This is a genomic window from Flavobacterium sp. (genome assembly GCF_035292545.1).
Taxonomy (GTDB): Bacteria; Bacteroidota; Bacteroidia; order Flavobacteriales; family Flavobacteriaceae; genus Flavobacterium.
Window position 1 is genome coordinate 74,054 of sequence record NZ_DATDPV010000080.1, and the last position, 16,154, is coordinate 90,207.

General features: G+C 34.7%; 18 protein-coding genes. 6 read left to right on the forward strand and 12 right to left on the reverse strand.

What is annotated here, in order from left to right; translation table 11 throughout:
- Positions 1-55 precede the first annotated feature (55 nt).
- The 3 genes from rpsB (at position 56) to VI621_RS13830 (ending at position 2,491) form a co-directional block, all read left to right on the forward strand.
- Positions 56-877, forward strand: coding sequence for a 30S ribosomal protein S2 (gene rpsB, locus VI621_RS13820; protein WP_324218993.1), 822 nt, complete (start codon positions 56-58; stop codon positions 875-877).
- A gap of 133 nt (positions 878-1,010) precedes the next feature.
- Positions 1,011-1,835: a translation elongation factor Ts gene (gene tsf, locus VI621_RS13825; RefSeq protein ID WP_324218994.1), complete on the forward strand. Its 825-nt coding sequence runs from the start codon at positions 1,011-1,013 to the stop codon at positions 1,833-1,835.
- 89 nt (positions 1,836-1,924) lie between these two features.
- Positions 1,925-2,491, forward strand: a complete 567-nt coding sequence (locus tag VI621_RS13830; RefSeq protein WP_324218995.1) for a DNA-3-methyladenine glycosylase I — start codon at positions 1,925-1,927, stop codon at positions 2,489-2,491.
- Positions 2,492-2,510: 19 nt separating this feature from the next.
- Here VI621_RS13830 and aat read toward each other — a convergent pair whose 3' ends face one another.
- From aat to VI621_RS13845, 3 genes are all read right to left on the reverse strand, one after another.
- Positions 2,511-3,152 (reverse strand): leucyl/phenylalanyl-tRNA--protein transferase, encoded by a 642-nt coding sequence (gene aat / locus VI621_RS13835; RefSeq protein ID WP_324218996.1) that lies wholly within the window; start codon positions 3,150-3,152, stop codon positions 2,511-2,513.
- Between the two features lie 74 nt (positions 3,153-3,226).
- Entirely contained in the window at positions 3,227-3,604 is a 378-nt protein-coding gene (locus tag VI621_RS13840; protein WP_324218997.1) for a DUF3127 domain-containing protein, read from the reverse strand.
- 38 nt (positions 3,605-3,642) lie between these two features.
- A complete protein-coding gene (locus VI621_RS13845; protein WP_324218998.1) occupies positions 3,643-4,521 on the reverse strand; it encodes a flavin reductase family protein in 879 nt (292 codons plus the stop codon).
- A gap of 284 nt (positions 4,522-4,805) precedes the next feature.
- Between VI621_RS13845 and VI621_RS13850 the strand changes: the two genes are divergently transcribed.
- Positions 4,806-5,954 (forward strand): HAMP domain-containing sensor histidine kinase, encoded by a 1,149-nt coding sequence (locus VI621_RS13850; protein WP_324218999.1) that lies wholly within the window; start codon positions 4,806-4,808, stop codon positions 5,952-5,954.
- On the opposite strand, the gene VI621_RS13855 is transcribed toward VI621_RS13850, so the two are convergent.
- From VI621_RS13855 to greA, 3 genes are all read right to left on the reverse strand, one after another.
- On the reverse strand, positions 5,951-7,123 hold the full coding sequence (locus tag VI621_RS13855; protein ID WP_324219000.1) for a transglutaminase domain-containing protein: 1,173 nt from the start codon (positions 7,121-7,123) through the stop codon (positions 5,951-5,953). The genes VI621_RS13850 and VI621_RS13855 overlap by 4 nt on opposite strands.
- Before the next feature lie 91 nt (positions 7,124-7,214).
- Positions 7,215-7,604 carry an HIT family protein gene (locus VI621_RS13860; RefSeq protein ID WP_324219001.1) on the reverse strand — a complete coding sequence of 130 codons (390 nt, stop codon included), beginning with the start codon at positions 7,602-7,604 and terminating at the stop codon, positions 7,215-7,217.
- Between the two features lie 5 nt (positions 7,605-7,609).
- On the reverse strand, positions 7,610-8,086 hold the full coding sequence (greA, locus tag VI621_RS13865; protein ID WP_324219002.1) for a transcription elongation factor GreA: 477 nt from the start codon (positions 8,084-8,086) through the stop codon (positions 7,610-7,612).
- A 264-nt stretch (positions 8,087-8,350) separates the two neighbouring features.
- Between greA and VI621_RS13870 the strand changes: the two genes are divergently transcribed.
- Positions 8,351-8,764: a hypothetical protein gene (locus VI621_RS13870; protein WP_324219003.1), complete on the forward strand. Its 414-nt coding sequence runs from the start codon at positions 8,351-8,353 to the stop codon at positions 8,762-8,764.
- A gap of 58 nt (positions 8,765-8,822) precedes the next feature.
- Here the strand turns inward: VI621_RS13870 and VI621_RS13875 are convergent, their stop codons facing one another.
- From VI621_RS13875 to VI621_RS13900, 6 genes are all read right to left on the reverse strand, one after another.
- Positions 8,823-11,009 carry a TonB-dependent receptor gene (locus tag VI621_RS13875; RefSeq protein ID WP_324219004.1) on the reverse strand — a complete coding sequence of 729 codons (2,187 nt, stop codon included), beginning with the start codon at positions 11,007-11,009 and terminating at the stop codon, positions 8,823-8,825.
- 257 nt (positions 11,010-11,266) lie between these two features.
- A complete protein-coding gene (arfB, locus tag VI621_RS13880) occupies positions 11,267-11,671 on the reverse strand; it encodes an alternative ribosome rescue aminoacyl-tRNA hydrolase ArfB (protein ID WP_324219005.1) in 405 nt (134 codons plus the stop codon).
- A 2-nt stretch (positions 11,672-11,673) separates the two neighbouring features.
- Positions 11,674-13,782, reverse strand: coding sequence for a DUF4301 family protein (locus VI621_RS13885; protein WP_324219006.1), 2,109 nt, complete (start codon positions 13,780-13,782; stop codon positions 11,674-11,676).
- Entirely contained in the window at positions 13,743-14,366 is a 624-nt protein-coding gene (gene pnuC / locus VI621_RS13890; RefSeq protein WP_324219007.1) for a nicotinamide riboside transporter PnuC, read from the reverse strand. The genes VI621_RS13885 and pnuC overlap by 40 nt, the downstream gene beginning before the upstream one ends.
- 1 nt (position 14,367) lies before the next feature.
- Entirely contained in the window at positions 14,368-15,084 is a 717-nt protein-coding gene (locus tag VI621_RS13895; RefSeq protein ID WP_324219008.1) for a geranylgeranylglyceryl/heptaprenylglyceryl phosphate synthase, read from the reverse strand.
- Between the two features lies 1 nt (position 15,085).
- On the reverse strand, positions 15,086-15,721 hold the full coding sequence (locus VI621_RS13900) for a 4'-phosphopantetheinyl transferase family protein (protein WP_324219009.1): 636 nt from the start codon (positions 15,719-15,721) through the stop codon (positions 15,086-15,088).
- 274 nt (positions 15,722-15,995) lie between these two features.
- Between VI621_RS13900 and VI621_RS13905 the strand changes: the two genes are divergently transcribed.
- The coding region (locus VI621_RS13905; RefSeq protein ID WP_324219012.1) for an adenosylhomocysteinase at positions 15,996-16,154 on the forward strand (159 nt) is incomplete at its 3' end.

The following is a 16,154-nucleotide window of genomic DNA, read 5'->3' on the forward strand; positions in this document are numbered from 1 at the left end:
CGGGAAACCGCCATTTATACATTGCTAATCAACAGAACGTAAACTAGTAAAAAAAATGTCAAACAAAGTAGAAGTAAAAGAATTACTAGAAGCAGGTGTTCACTTCGGACACATGACTAGAAAATGGGATCCAAACATGGCTCCTTACATTTATATGGAGCGTAATGGTATTCACATTATCAATCTATATAAAACTGCAGCAAAAATTGAAGAAGCTAATGAAGCTTTGAAAAAAATCGCTGCATCTGGTAGAAAAATATTATTCGTTGCTACCAAAAAACAAGCAAAAGATATCGTTGCTGAAAAAGCAAAAGCTGCAAACATGCCTTACATCACTGAAAGATGGCCTGGTGGAATGCTAACTAACTTCGTTACAATCAGAAAAGCTGTTAAAAAAATGGCTACTATTGATAAAATGAAGAAAGATGGTACATTCATGACCCTTTCTAAGAAAGAGCGTTTGCAAGTAGATCGTCTTCGTGCTAAATTAGAGAAAAACTTAGGTTCAATCGCAGATATGTCTAGACTTCCTGCAGCATTGTTCGTAGTAGATATTAAAGCTGAACACATCGCAATAAAAGAAGCTCAAAAATTAAACATTCCAGTTTTCGCCATGGTGGATACCAATTCTGACCCAAGAGAGGTTGAATACGTAATCCCATCTAACGATGATGCTTCTAAATCTATCGATAAAATTTTAACTTTAGTAACTGGTGCAATTATTGACGGTCTTGCTAACAGAACTTCTGACAAAGAAGGTGATGTTGCAGCTCCTGCAGTAGCAGCAGAAAAAGAAACAAAAACTCCGGTAGCAGCTGAAGTTGTTGAAGAAGCTCCAGTAGCAACTGAAACTACAGAAACTAAAACTGAAGAATAAATAAACATTTAAATTCCAAATTTTTAATTCCAAATTCCAAATAAATTAGAAACAAAACGTTGATAATTTAATAACCTTGGAGTTTGGGATTGGAAAATTGGAATTTTTACTTTTAACATAAAAAACACACAATATGGCAACTATAACTGCTGCAGACGTAAACAAATTAAGAACAATCACAGGTGCAGGAATGATGGACTGCAAAAAAGCTTTAGTTGAAGCGGACGGAGATTTCGATTTAGCGATTGAAAACCTACGTAAAAAAGGACAAAAAGTAGCTGCAAACAGATCTGATAGAGAATCTACAGAAGGTGCTGCAATTGCTGTTGTTAACGCTGACAAAACTGCTGGTGTGGTAATCACTTTGAACTGTGAAACTGACTTCGTTGGTATGAATGAAAACTTCGTTAAAATGGCTACTGAAATGGCTAATTTAGCATTGAACTTCAATACTAAAGAAGAATTTTTAGCAGCTGATTTCAATGGAATCACTGTTGCTGACAAATTAATCGAGCAAACTGGAGTTATCGGAGAAAAACTTGAAATCAGAACTTTCGAAAAATTAGAAGGTGCTTTCATCGGATCTTACATTCACTCTGGAAACAAAATCGCTACATTAGTAGCTCTTTCTGCAAAAGTTGATGGCGGCGAAGAAGCTGCAAGAAACATTGCTATGCAAGCTGCTGCTATGGCTCCAATCGCTTTGAACGAAGCTGGTGTTGATTCAGAAACTATCGCTAAAGAAATCGAAATCGCTAAAGATATCTTACGTCAAGAAGGTAAACCAGAAGAAATGTTAGACAACATCGCTAAAGGTAAATTGGCTCGTTTCTTTAAAGACAATACTTTGGTAAACCAAGATTATATTAAAGACAACAAAATGAGCGTTGCTGCTTATGCTAAATCTGTTGACGCTAACTTAGTGGTTACAGGTTTCAAAAGAGCTGCTTTAGGATAATTTATTCTAAACTCCATATTAAATCCCATTTCGAAGCAATTTGAAATGGGATTTTTCTTTTATATTTGAATTTTTAAAAACCAAATCTTATGGAAGCTAAAATCAGATGCAAATGGTGCGTTGGAATTGACATTTACGAAAAATACCATGACGAAGAATGGGGTGTTCCCGTTTATGACGACCAAAAGTTATTTGAATTTCTAATTTTAGAAACCTTTCAGGCCGGTTTGAGTTGGATTACCATCTTAAAAAAGAGAGAAAACTTCCGAAATGCTTTTGATCAATTCGATTATAAAAAAGTAGCCAATTATTCCGAAGATAAAATTCAGGATTTACTTCAGGACGCTGGTATTATCCGGAACCAACTTAAAGTCAGATCAGCCGTTTCGAATGCGATTGCCTTTATGAAAGTACAGGAAGAATTTGGGAGTTTCTCGAATTACATTTGGAAATTTACCGATGGAAAACCCATTATCAATAATTTAAAAAACTTATCGGAAATTAAAGCTACAACCACACTTTCGGACGAAATCAGTAAAGATTTAAAAAAACGAGGTTTCAAATTTGTAGGTTCCACCGTAGTTTATGCGCACATGCAGGCCACCGGAATGGTTGATGATCATGTGGAAGATTGTTGGAAACGAAAACAGAAATGAGTCAATTCAAAATATCATTTTATTCCTGAGTATTCAGAATCCTGATAAAATCTTCTCTTTCAATTTCACGACATCCTAAACTTTCTAAATGTTCATTATACACCTGACAATCTAAAAGTTTATAATTGTCTTTTTTTAATTGATTTACCAAACTTATAAAAGCCACTTTAGAGGCATTGCTTACCTTAGAAAACATACTTTCTCCACAGAAAATATGACCTAAATCTATACCGTATAATCCACCGACTAACTCATCATTTTGCCATACCTCAACCGACTTTGCAATTCCTAATTCATTGAGTTTACAATAGGCATCAATCATCTCGTCGCTAATCCAGGTTCCAATTTGCCCGTTACGGTTTACGGAACGACAATTGGATATAACAGCTTTGAAATTTTGATTAAAAGTCACCTTAAAAAGGTTTCTGTTAAGAATGTTCCGCATGCTTTTTGAGACTACTAACTCGTCTAAAAACAACACCATTCTCGGATTTGGCGACCACCAAAGTATCGGCTCATCCTCATTGAACCAAGGAAAAATTCCGCTTTTGTATGCCAGTAGCAAACGCTCCGGAGACAAATCACCTCCGACAGCGAGAATACCATCTCTGTCAGCTTCTTCCACAGGCGGAAAGAATAAATCTTTGGATAAATAATACAATGCTTTTACGTTTTGAATTAATCAACAAAGCCCCGAATATCGAGGCTATGCATGTTTTTTATTCCTAAAATATTTTAGAAAGGTAAATCGTCGTGATCTTCTTCTTTAAAATTTTGTGCTGGTTCAAATGCTTCGGCAGCAGGCATTGGTGGCGCTTGTGCTGATGCTGATTCAGCAGCTAATCTTTCGACTCTCCAACCTTGAATAGCATTAAAATATTTAGTAACTCCTTGTGGATCTACCCATTCGCGCCCTCTTAAATTGATGGAAACTTTTACTGCTTCACCAACATTAAAACTGTTCAATAAATCACATTTGTCCTGTACGAATTCAACTAGAATATGCTGTGGATATTGTTCGTCTGTTGTTACAACAAGTTCTCTTTTCAAGAAACTTCCGCTTCCAACATTTTTTGACTCACCAAGCATTTTGATTTTTCCTGTAACTTCCATCTTAATTATTTTTTTATTACTATTTCTATTTTTTTAAACTAAATTCCCTTTGCTAACAATACTTTCCAAGCAGAAAGCACGTCATTATTATCTAAATATTCTTTGGCTTTTTGATGCTGTTTTAAAACATCGTCGGCACTCAAAACACCTTTCACTGCAAAATTTTCTTTTACAAATATATCAATTTCTTCGGTTGTAGGCAATGCTTCGATATTTCCCAACATTCCCAAATCGTTTCCATTGAAAACAGGACTATTTTTTACAAAATCAGGAATCTGGTCTACTCCTATTCCTAAAGTGGTTAATGGCTTTGGCACTTCAAATAACCCCTGATTGGCACGTGAATACCAATTGCCGCCCATTCTGGAAACCAAATCAATTTTATGCTGGTCTATGGCTCCGTTTTCGTCTAAAACCGCTTCATTAATATGAATTTTTACCACTTCGCAAATGATTAGATTTCCCGCGCCGCCTTCATTTCCCAAACTGATAATGTCATTTACTTTACATTCAAACTGTACCGGAGATTCGGCAACGCGAAATGGTCTTACAATATCTGAAGGAATTGGCGTTAAGCCCGATTTCAGAAACTCATTCACCCCATCTGCATATTCGGTACTAGACAAAGAAGTTTGTTGTACCATGTCATAATTTACAACATTAATGACTACTTCTCGGGTAGCGTCAGCATTGATTAAAGTGTGTTTTATGGTATTGTCACGAACACGCCTTGCAGGCGAAAAAATCAGGATTGGCGGATTGGAACTAAACACATTAAAGAAACTAAAAGGCGACAAATTGGGATTTCCGGCTTTATCCATCGTACTGGCAAAAGCAATAGGTCTTGGGCCTACCGAACTTTGTAAATACCCCTGTAATTTTACTGAAGAAATGTCTTTTGGTTCAATGCTAATCATAAAAATTTCAATTTAGACAAAAGTAGTAAAATGGATTCAGAATGTTGAATTATGTTTTTACGATTTATTAACCAAATGATGGCCTTAGCCCTGATAGAAATGGAAATCCTTTTTTGTTTTTTCTTTAAAAACAAAAAAGATTACTTCACAATACTTTATTTTAATCGGAGTTCAGTGAATTTCATTTGGAATGCATAGCAGGAAACAGCTACAAAAAATCAAACTCAGTGTTGTGCAATCTTAATCCCAATATTTCGTTATATTTATGCCTCAAAATAAATTCTATGGATTTTTCGGACAAAAGAAGCCTAACGCGTTGGATTATCATTATTGCATCCTTTATAATTATCACGATGATTCTGTGGAATACCTATGTCTTTTTTCAAATTTTCAAGAATGAGGAGCGTCTAAAAATGGAACTTTTGGCAACGGCGCAAAAGACATTGATTAATGCGGGCGAAAACACCGAACTGGATCTTCCCCTAAAAATTTTCAGCAATAATACTACCATCCCGATTATAGTTACCGAAAATGACAGCATCATTAACACCATCAACATTGATGATGAGATTATAAATGACGAACAAAAATCGAAGAAACTGTTGTCAAAATTAAAAACGGAGAACGTGCCTATCGTCATTGAATATGTTCCCGGAAAATTTCAATATCTTCATTATGGAAATTCATCTCTACTGAATAAACTCAAGTATTATCCGATTGCCTTATTGTTGATTATTTTCTTGTTCGGCTCTTTGGTTTATAACTTTTACAAAAGCACAAAAATGGCTACCCAGAACAAACTTTGGGCAGGAATGGCAAAAGAAACAGCGCATCAGATAGGTACGCCATTGTCGTCCTTAATCGGGTGGCTCGAAATTATGAAAGCCGATAATGTGGATGAAACTACCGTTGCGGAAATTGAAAAAGACATCGTTCGATTGCAAAATATCACCGATCGTTTCTCTAAAATTGGTTCAGAACCCGTTTTGGAAATCAAAGACATTGTTTCGGAAACCGAGGAATCTTTCGATTATTTACAATCTCGATTTTCTAAACAAGTGGAATTCTCTTTTAAAGCACCCAAGGGACCAATCCTGGTTTCCATTAATCCCGCTTTACACAGCTGGACGATTGAAAACTTAGTTAAAAACGCCATTGACGCCATGAAAGGACGCGGAAAATTAGCCGTTGTTATAGAAGAAGATGCTAATTTTGTAAAAATAAAAGTCACCGATTCCGGAAAAGGCATTCCAAAAAGCCAATTCAAGAGAATTTTCGAACCCGGATTTACCACTAAAAGACGCGGTTGGGGTTTAGGACTTTCCCTGACCAAAAGAATTGTCGAAGAATACCACAAAGGAAAAATAAAAGTGTTGAATTCTGAAATCAACAAAGGCACTACGATGTTGGTGAGTTATAAGAAAAATATTTAATTTAAAGGAACGCCAAGCCAAGTGGCTTTATAGAACATTGATTTCCTTGCAATTTTTGACTTACTTAAATATTTCATTACAAACATTTCTTGTTCTGTTGCTTGTTTTAGCGTTTCTGCTATCGATTTTCTTACTGAATTTACGCTTGCTTTGTTGTTTTTGTCTATTTGCCCCAAATTATTTATTAATTCCTGACTGTTCAGTAATTTATTCATGGGGCTTTCTATCATTTTCTTTATTTCTTCATCAGAAACGACAGGTTTAAATTGCTTGTTTCTGTAATTTATGAATTCATTCAATTCATTTACTCCTTCATTATAAATTGAAACTATATTGTTAAAATCGGCAACAACTTCATTTTGTTTGAAGTTTTCAATTTCGCGTTTTTTACCGGAAACCCTGTCAAATATCATGGCGTTTTTTACTCCGTTTTTTTCCATCCTACCGACTGAAGTTGTCAATTTATCAACTTCGGATAGTTTTTCATAATTTGAGATTTCAGTTGCAAAATCAAAATAGGTTTTTGACTTATTAACTTGGGTTTTTCCGGTATAAAATTCCTGATTGGTAACCGGATAATTGAGGAATTGCCACATATAATCAAATGGCATATGAGAAGAAATTATTTTGGTTGGATCCGTTTTATAATAATAATTATTTACTTTTCTGACAAATTTATTTTTATTGACATATCCTGAACCCCAAGTTGGGTCAAAAACATACCATTTATTGTCAATTTTTGCTGCGCACCATGCATGAGGGACATAATCTACTTTGTTCATTTGTTTGGTATATCCTTCTATAATAATGGATTTTATACCAACTTTATTGGCAATGTCATTGAAAATTTCAGCGTAATTGATGCAAATGCCTTTCTTAGTTTCTAATGTTTTTTTTATTTTTTCCTCAGAAGTTTCATTGAAATTTACAGCATACATATTGTTTATGTCATAACTGATTTTTGAAGAAGTCCAATAAAAAATGGCGCGAATTTTTTCGTTCTCCGTTTTAAAATTGGCGTTTATATAACTGGCAATAGATTTTGTTGAATTGCTTAAGTTATCAGGCATTTTAGAAATTTGATTGTCAATCGAAGCATATTCATTCTGAACTTGCCCAAAACTTAAACCTGAAAGCAGTAGAATAAAAAGTGAAAAAATATTTTTCATTATATTAAGATTCATTTAAATAGATTTTCTTTTAAACACAAAATTCATTCCAATTTAATGAAATGAATTTTTGTAGTTTGTTTTGCAACAATTATAAATACGTCTGAATACTCTTTGCTATAGACTCAAATTCTTCTTTTGTTAAGCTCACTTTGTGTTTAAATGTCATTTCGCTCATTTCATTCAACGGAATTAAGTGAACGTGCGCATGGGGGACTTCCAGCCCGATAACAGACATCCCGATTCTTTTACAGGGAACTGCTTTTTCGAGTGCAATAGCCACTTTTCGGGAAAAATGCATCAATCCCAAATAATGTGCTTCGTCCATATCAAAAATCTTATTGACTTCGAATTTCGGAATGCATAAAGTATGGCCTTTTGCATTTGGGTTTACATCCAAAAAAGCCAAATAATTCTCATCCTCAGCTACTTTGTAACTGGGAATTTCTCCGTTTATGATTTTTGTAAAAACAGTTGACATACTATTTAGTCTCTTGAGATTTCTAAAATTTCGAATTTCAACACCCCATTTGGCACTGTGATTTCCGCAACCTCTCCAACTGATTTTCCAAGCAAACCTCTTCCGATTGGGGATGTCACCGATATTTTTCCGGTTTTCAAATCCGCTTCACTTTCGGCAACCAACGTATAGGTCATTTCCGTTCCGTTAGATTGGTTTTTGATTTTCACATTAGACAACACCAATACTTTAGAAACATCCAAATGGGTTTCATCAATCAATCTTGCATTCGAATGCACTTCCTCAAGCTTGGCGATACGCATTTCCAGCATCCCTTGTGCTTCTTTTGCGGCATCATACTCGGCATTTTCAGACAAATCGCCCTTGTCTCTTGCTTCGGCTATATCTTGTGATGCTTTTGGTCGCATTACGCTTTTTAAATGGTCTAATTCTTCTCTTAATTTTTTTAATCCTTCCGCGGTGTAATAAGATACTGTGCTCATAATTTCATGGTATATTTTTATTGCAATTGTTATATGTCAGATGAAATATGCCAGTTTGAAGTTTGACTTCATTCCGTTTTACTTTTACGTTAAACGTAGCCCTTTCATCATTCATATAAAATAGAAAAAATCCCATCGGAACGGGATTTCTTTTTGCAAAGATAATTGATATTTATTTTAGTCAATAATTATATGTTAATCATATAGAATTCAAAGTTAAATAAATTAAATTTGTTCATACTATTATTTTAAGAAATTTTAAAAATGAAAAAATATATCTTGCTTTTGTTATTGCCTTTTTTTTGGAACTGTGATAGCGAAAATTTCAACAACAGTAATCCTTTTATTCCAAATTACACCTTTTCGTTAGAAATCAATACCGATTTGCCTACTTACAGTAATCTTCAGTTTGCCAGCAATGGGAAATATATTTCAGGCTACGGAGCCCGTGGCGTTATTATTTTTAATACCGGAAGTGGTTATACTGCCTTCGATGCAGCTTGTCCTAATCAGGCCATAAGTTCATGCTCTACCATGTCGGTAAACGGAATTAATGCTGTTTGTCCTTGTGATAGCGCCGCATATAGTCTATTTACAGGACAAAGTCAGGGAAAACAATATCCTATGAAGCAATACCGAGTAGAAGTTAACGGCAATTTGATTCGGGTTTATAATTAAAAAAACCAAGCAAAAGCTGCTTGGTTTTTTCTTTCAACATAACTAACTAACAACAACCTTAAAACTTTAATGCCATTCCCACTAGGAAATTAATTCCTGCTTGCGGATAATATCCGGCGCCATCCAAAGTAGTTATTGTTCCCGGCGTCGTATAATCATCATCGTAAGTGTAGTAATAACCATTGGATTCATATTTGTAATCAAAAATATTATTCACTAACGCAGAAAATACGATTGATTTGAATACTTTTTTGGTTTGAAGTTCGAAAACAACATTGAAGTCATTCACGAAATAACTATCCAATTTCGAACTTTCTGTGTCAATATTACCCATAAATTGTTCTCCAACAAATTTAGACAGGAATGTGAATTGCAAATTTTGAATCGGTGCAAAAGTCAACATATTTCCAGCCACAATATTCGGAGAATAGGCGATGTTGGTATCTCCTAAATCCTGTAAAACTCCGTCTCTTTGAAAATGATAATCTATATTTTTATTTTCGCTTAAAGCGATATTAGGCCTAATCGACCATTTATCTGACAAAGAAAAAGCAGCATCAACTTCAAGACCCAAACGATAGCTGTCCCCAACATTTTCTCGGAAAGGAGAACCAACGTCGTTTAAAGCACCCGTTAAAACCAATTGATCTTTATATCTCATATAATAAGCATTGATATTCAGTTTTATTTTTTCTGAATTTGATCTCCACCCCAATTCGAAATCATTTAATTTTTCCGGTTTTGGATTTCCGCTTTCATAATCAGTTCTATTCGGCTCGCGATTGGCACGTGCATACGAGAAATACAAATTGTTCTTTTCATTCAAAGTATAGGTTAAACCAGCTTTTGGATTAAAAAAATTGAAGTTGTCATTTACCAACCCGGTATCTAAACCGTTCGCTTTGTAACCTACGTTTCTAACTTGCAAATCCCCGAATAAACTCAACTCTTTGGTTACCTGATAATTTGCTTTCGCAAAAACATTAACATCTGTTTTGGTTCCTTCATCATCATAATAATGTTTGCCAAGTTCACTGTCAGAAGCATATTGAGCCCAGATTACATCTCCAAAATGAAGCCCTTCATATTTATTTAATCCACCTCCAAGGATAAAATCTAATTTCTCTTTTTTATAATTTAACGAAAAAGTAGTTCCGTAAAAATCATTGTCAAGCCATTTTCTACGTACCAAATCGGTTGTAGTAATAGTTTCTCCTCCAATAACGATAGGCGTTAAGTCATAGTCAGTAAAATCGGCATCCTCTTTAAAGTTTTCATAATATCCCTTACCTTTGGTATAATGAAAAGCCAGATTGGTTCTCCAGTTTTCAGATAATTTTTCATTCCAATGCAATTGATAATGATCCTGATTGTAATTGTCTACCTCGTCTTTGTAGAATTTCATGTTTCCGGCATCATCAAAATAAACGCCTGCGGAGTTGAACGTCCGGTTTGTCTTTAAAGTTTCGCCATCAATACCATTCCAAGATTGGTAAGTTCTTTCATAACCTCCAAAAACCAAGGCTTTGATTAAGGTCGTTTTTCCAATAAAAGTTCCCTGAAGAAAATAAGATTTCAGATCTGAGGAAGCCCTGTCAATATAACCGTCTGACACAATTTTAGAAAGCCTTCCCGCAATTTCAAATTGATTGTTCATCAACCCAGTACTGAATTTTATGGTATGCTTTCTGGTATTGAAACTCCCTGCAGAATTCGATATTTCACCATTACTTTCTTTGGCAAAATTATCGGTAAGCATGTTTAAACTTGCGCCAAAAGCACCAGCTCCATTTGTTGAAGTTCCAACGCCTCGCTGCAATTGCAAACTCTCCACAGAAGAAGCAAAATCAGGCATGTTCACCCAATAGCTACCGTGACTTTCGCTGTCATTGTACGGAATTCCATTCAGAGTAACATTTACACGTGTCGCATCACTACCACGCACCCGAATTCCGGTATAACCCACGCCATTTCCGGCATCTGTAGTCGTGACAACCGATGGCAAAAAGTTCATCAAAATTGGAATATCCTGACCCAAATTGCGTTTTGCCAGTTCTTTTTTGTTGATATTAGAAAATGTTACCGGAGTTTGAGCCGTTACCCGAACAGCGGATACCAAAACTTCATCAAGAGGGATTGTTTTAGACTTTACAGTATCTGTTTCCGTTTTTGTTTGTGCGAAAACAAAACTGTTTGAAAATAGCGCTATCGCTACAATCGAAGATAATTTCAATGTGGTTTTCATTCGTAAAAAAATTACAAATAAAAGGGGGAATTATTCTTTGTTAAATTAATGATTTGTACTGGCTTCAGGATAACGTGCACATCATCCTGAAGTCATTTTTCCCTTGGCAGCATTACCTGCCCAGGTTCTTTGGGTATAATCTCAGCTCGTTATTTAGAGCACCCCTTTGAGACGGTGCAAATTTAGAAAAGATTTTTAGATATTTCTATTGTTTGAGGATTAGATTTTCTGCTGATTATTAAAAATCTAAAAATCAGCTAATCTACATTCGGTTTTTTACGAAATTGTTTGACCTGAGAGATGTTTTTTTTGTCTTTTATTCTTTTTCTGATGGCCGATTTTGGCATTTTAGTAGGTTTTCTTTCTTTCGGAACGATTAAAGATTGCTTGAGAAGTGCTAAAAAACGCTTGATTACAATTTCTTTGTTTTTGAGTTGACTTCTATCTTCATCGCAATTTAAAATCAGAATTTGATCATTCGTTAATCTTGGAGCCAATTTGATTTCTAAAAGTACTTTTTCTTCTTCCGATAAGGATTGTGAAGCTTTCAAATCAAAAGACAAAACGACTTTCGAGGATACTTTGTTCACGTTTTGACCACCTGCGCCACTACTTCTGACGGCTTTGAGCTGTAATTCGGATATGATTTTTGTTGTGTCCAAAATTATTGTGGTTGATGTGCTGGTTTCAATAAATCGTTTACCGTTTTCACCGGATTGAATGTAATCAGTGGGACTTCTACAAAAATGGTTATCCAATTAGCCATCGCACCGTTCCATAATCCAGGCAATTCATAAGCCTTTAATGCTTTTCCCTTATTGTTTTTTTCGACAATAAAACCACTTTTATGGTCTACGAATTTTGTTAAATCGAATTTCTTTCCTCGGTGGTTTTTAATGCCACACACCAAATCTACCGGATTGAAATGGGTCGCTTGATTAAGAATATCGGATTGATTCGGATTTTGCAAATCTATTTGTGATGTCTCAATTATCTGAAGTGACAAATTCCCTTTTACATCCCTTACCCAAAATGGTCCGCCACCAGGTTCGCCTTCATTTTTTACCATTCCACAAACGCGAATAGGTCGGTTAAGAATTTCTTTCAGACAGCTGATTTTATTCTCTAAAGTATATTTTGAAAAATCATCGATTATCGCCACATTCAATTTATTTTTGACGAAAGTGATCACATCATCAACATTATTTTCTTTTATTTTTTCAATTTCATTTAAATACTTAAAAACCTGATGCTGTAATTCCATCAAAATTCCCGCTAATGCTTTTTTATACAATGCGATACTTTCAACATGATTTTGAATAACATTATCAATGTTTTTTATGAAAATAATATCAGCATTTAGCGCATTCAGATTCTCAATTAAAGCACCGTGACCGCCAGGTCGGAAGAATAATTTACCAAAGTCATTTCTAAAAGGAATATTATCCAAATCTACGGCAATGGTATCTGTCGATATTTTTTGATAGGAAAAATCAATATCTATTGAAGTTTCTGACTGTGCTTCCATGTTACTTTTTACTTTATTAATAACATTTTCGAATAGCTCTTGATGAATTTCCGAGACCGTGAAATGCAAATGCGAAACCTTGTTTGAAGTTGCATACAAAATACTTTCATTCAAATGCTCTTCAACCGGAGTGGCGATATGCGATTTATATTTATGAAAAGGCAGAATTCCCTTGGGTTTATTGGCAAAATCAAAATGCTCAGATGCCAAAATTGTTTTTATGAAATGATAATTTTTTTGATCTTTTTTCCAAGAATCAAAATCCGGATATACTTCTTTTAGTCTTTCGTTGATGGTTTCAAAAAAAGGAAATTTCTCCATACCAGTTAGAAAAACGGTAAGATTGGCTGCCTTTTTTCTATTGATATAAGCATTAATACTTTCGTTTTCAAAATCAAACTCATTCAAAAACTCATTCAAAAACTTGAACATTCTACTGGCTGCACCTGAAGCCGGGACAAATTTCTGGAGTTTCAAATTTGATTTTTCAGCATCAAAACGGGTAGCAAACTCTTGAAATTCTATTTCTGAAATCTTTAGAATCCCATCATTGATAGTTGCTGGTCGATCCAAAATGGTTTTTGGAGTTCCGGTTTTGAAAATATCTAAATGACTCTGGATGGTTTCTAATGAAATTCCATTGTCGAAAATTTGAACAAAATCTCGAGAGGAAAAGCCCATTTTTTTAGCTTTCTCCAAATCATCAATTATAGCAATTGCATTTTTAAAACGTGTTTTTGCATCACCTGAAAGGGTAATAAATGGCTTGTTATTTTCGATTAATGCTTTTTTGAAAACATTAAAAGTTGTCTCTCTATCATCTGGGCTATCGCGTAAATCGTCTTTTTCCCAAGGAACATCAATATCGGTTAGAAAAAACAAATCGTATTCGTGTTTTCGAGCCGCTTCGTCCAAAATCGGATCACAAAAATTATAGAAAATTTCAGAGAAGACTTTGGTGGCCATCAGACATGTATCTACAAAAAGGTATTTATTGGCAATTAATAAGGCTTCATTTTCCAATTTGGTCTGACCGATTGCGATGGGCATTAAATCTTCGGGTTCACAAATTTTTTGGGTTTTATTCCATTTTTCCTGTAAATAATCACGTGCAAATTCTGGAGCCCAAACCGTTTGAAAGTGTACAGCCAATTGTTTGGCCAAAGTAGTTTTACCCGTGCTTTCGGGACCAAAAATGGCGATTTTTATCGTGTCTGTATGTTGCTGTTTAAGATTTTCCTCCATTCTAAATAAGCTGAAATAGCTAAAATTGTAAAAATTAAATACTGTAATGACAAGATTCCTAATCCGCGATAGGCAAGCAATGGCACCAAAATTATATCACCGATAATCCAAAGTGTCCAATTTTCGATTTTTTTATGAGCCATATACCACATTCCCGTAAAGAATATCCCGGATGCCAAAATATCAATATAATTTTCATTTTTTATTTCGTAATCGAATAAATTATATATTCCGAAAACTACAAAAATTGTAACAAAAAACAATACAATTCCTATAATTTTTTCTTTATTATTAGTCCTAGTAATTGGCAGGTTTTCACCATCATTGCTTTTTTTAGCCCATTTATACCAGCCATAAACACTCATAATTGTGAAATAAGCATTAATCATCATGTCGCCTAAATAACCCGCAATGAAAAGCAAATAGGTTGAAATTATGGTAGCTATTAAACCTGTTGGGTAAACCCAAATATTTTCTTTTTTGGCAAACCAAACACTCAAAATTCCAAAAACAAAAACGATGAATTCTAAAACGATTTGGGTTGTAGAAGCATTTTTATAGGCATTCAGGAAAAATTCTATCATTTTATGTATTAAAAAAATTAAAATTATTTTCGAAAGCCGTTCCGATAACCACCAAATCAGCTCCGGAATCATAAGCATCCTGAATTCCTTTTTGGTTTCGAATGCCTCCTCCGACAAGAAGCGGAATCTCGATATTCTGTGAAACCAATTGAATCATTTTAAGTGGAACAGATAATTTAGCGCCACTTCCCGCTTCGAGATAGATAAGTTTATTACCTAACATTTCACCGGCTTGTGCGGTTTGCAGAATATATTCGGAATTATTGCGGTCTAAAGGTAAAGTTTGGCTTACTCTTGAAACTGCAGTTTCGCTTTCACTTTCTACCAAAATGTAACCTGTGGAAATAATTTCGAGGTTTGTTTTCTTTAAAATCGGTGCGGCTTGTACCTGATGCTCAATTAAATAATCGGAATTTCTGCCTGAAATTAAGGACAAGAACAAAATTCCATCCGCTTTATCGGAAATTTGCGATGGGTTTCCCGGAAAGAGAACGATCGGTAAATTGACGTTTTCTTTTAATTGGATTATCAATTTATCGATAGTATTGGTTTCTACCAAACTTCCTCCCACAAAAATATGTGTTGCCGGTGACTGATTGATTTTTGAGATTAACTCATCCAAAGTTTCCCAAACAATTTTATCGGGATCTAGAAGAATCGCGAGTAATTTTTGGTTTACAGCTTTAGCTTTCAGAATATCGGAGTAAATGGAATGCATGTTAATTATTTTCGAAAGCATAAACCAATGTGAAATTTTCTATTTCTTCAAAATGTATGGAAAAACATCTTATTACCTCTTTAAAATGCAGGCATGCCACTCCCGTATTTTTTTCCATTTCAAATGGTGCTACTTTAATATGGTCTTTGAAACTGATGCCAACTTCGTTACGGATTTTGAAAATCGCTTCTTTCGCACCCCAAATAACGGTTAGTTTGCTGATATAATCTTCGGAATGTTGCTGATTCAAAAATTTGAATTCACAATCCACGAATTTATCGGCAATGCGGATGATTTTTTCTCTTCGCATTTCCATATCGATGCCGATGTTTTGGTCGCTTAATACAATGGCGGAAAATTCATGGGAATGGGTGATTGAAATATGTTTGCCGTCTTTTAAATGCGGTTTCCCGAAGGCATCATAAACCAGATCGAAATCGGAATAACCTGTTTCCTGCAATAATTTCCGAACACTCAGAAAGGCGCGTTGGTGCAATTCGGACCGCATTCCGTTTAATCGGATGACATTTTTTTCGTTTAACTGCACTTCATTATACAACTGCTCATAGGATTCTGTTATTTTCCAAACAAAAACCTGAGTGGTTGTATTGACGTTTATTGTTTTGTGTAATGGCATTTTGTTTATTCTGATTTAGCCCTGATTACTTCACTATACTTTTATTTCCATTCGAGTTCAGTGAACTTCGTTTGCAACGGAAATCCTTTTTATTTTTTCTTTAAAAATAAAAAGATTGAAGTGTAAAGCAGGAAATAGCTCCTAAAAAAATTATTTCATTAAAGTTCAAAAGATTACGGGAGTAAACAATTCATAATTATTTTAGAAATCAATTTTAAATAAAAAGGAATTCCGTAAATTTGCCTAAAATTTAGCAAATACAAATATATAATAGATGAGTACAACAACAATACCTTTTGTAGCTTTCAAAGTAAAAGATATTTCTCTTGCGGCTTGGGGAAGAAAAGAAATCGAATTAGCGGAAGCTGAAATGCCAGGTTTAATGGCGCTTCGCAGCGAATATAAAAACGAACAACCGTTGAAAGGGGCTCGT

What these genes read in the sequence shown, in the direction of transcription:
- VI621_RS13900 (WP_324219009.1), bottom strand. Translation starts at nt 15,721, where the DNA reads ATGCCATTACACAAAACAATAAACGTCAATACAACCACTCAGGTTTTT.
- VI621_RS13870 (WP_324219003.1), top strand. Translation starts at nt 8,351, where the DNA reads ATGAAAAAATATATCTTGCTTTTGTTATTGCCTTTTTTTTGGAACTGT.
- VI621_RS13850 (WP_324218999.1), top strand. Translation starts at nt 4,806, where the DNA reads ATGGATTTTTCGGACAAAAGAAGCCTAACGCGTTGGATTATCATTATT.
- greA (WP_324219002.1), bottom strand. Translation starts at nt 8,086, where the DNA reads ATGAGCACAGTATCTTATTACACCGCGGAAGGATTAAAAAAATTAAGA.
- VI621_RS13860 (WP_324219001.1), bottom strand. Translation starts at nt 7,604, where the DNA reads ATGTCAACTGTTTTTACAAAAATCATAAACGGAGAAATTCCCAGTTAC.
- pnuC (WP_324219007.1), bottom strand. Translation starts at nt 14,366, where the DNA reads ATGATAGAATTTTTCCTGAATGCCTATAAAAATGCTTCTACAACCCAA.
- tsf (WP_324218994.1), top strand. Translation starts at nt 1,011, where the DNA reads ATGGCAACTATAACTGCTGCAGACGTAAACAAATTAAGAACAATCACA.
- VI621_RS13830 (WP_324218995.1), top strand. Translation starts at nt 1,925, where the DNA reads ATGGAAGCTAAAATCAGATGCAAATGGTGCGTTGGAATTGACATTTAC.
- VI621_RS13875 (WP_324219004.1), bottom strand. Translation starts at nt 11,009, where the DNA reads ATGAAAACCACATTGAAATTATCTTCGATTGTAGCGATAGCGCTATTT.
- VI621_RS13840 (WP_324218997.1), bottom strand. Translation starts at nt 3,604, where the DNA reads ATGGAAGTTACAGGAAAAATCAAAATGCTTGGTGAGTCAAAAAATGTT.
- VI621_RS13855 (WP_324219000.1), bottom strand. Translation starts at nt 7,123, where the DNA reads ATGAAAAATATTTTTTCACTTTTTATTCTACTGCTTTCAGGTTTAAGT.
- rpsB (WP_324218993.1), top strand. Translation starts at nt 56, where the DNA reads ATGTCAAACAAAGTAGAAGTAAAAGAATTACTAGAAGCAGGTGTTCAC.
- VI621_RS13845 (WP_324218998.1), bottom strand. Translation starts at nt 4,521, where the DNA reads ATGATTAGCATTGAACCAAAAGACATTTCTTCAGTAAAATTACAGGGG.
- VI621_RS13895 (WP_324219008.1), bottom strand. Translation starts at nt 15,084, where the DNA reads ATGCATTCCATTTACTCCGATATTCTGAAAGCTAAAGCTGTAAACCAA.
- VI621_RS13885 (WP_324219006.1), bottom strand. Translation starts at nt 13,782, where the DNA reads ATGGAGGAAAATCTTAAACAGCAACATACAGACACGATAAAAATCGCC.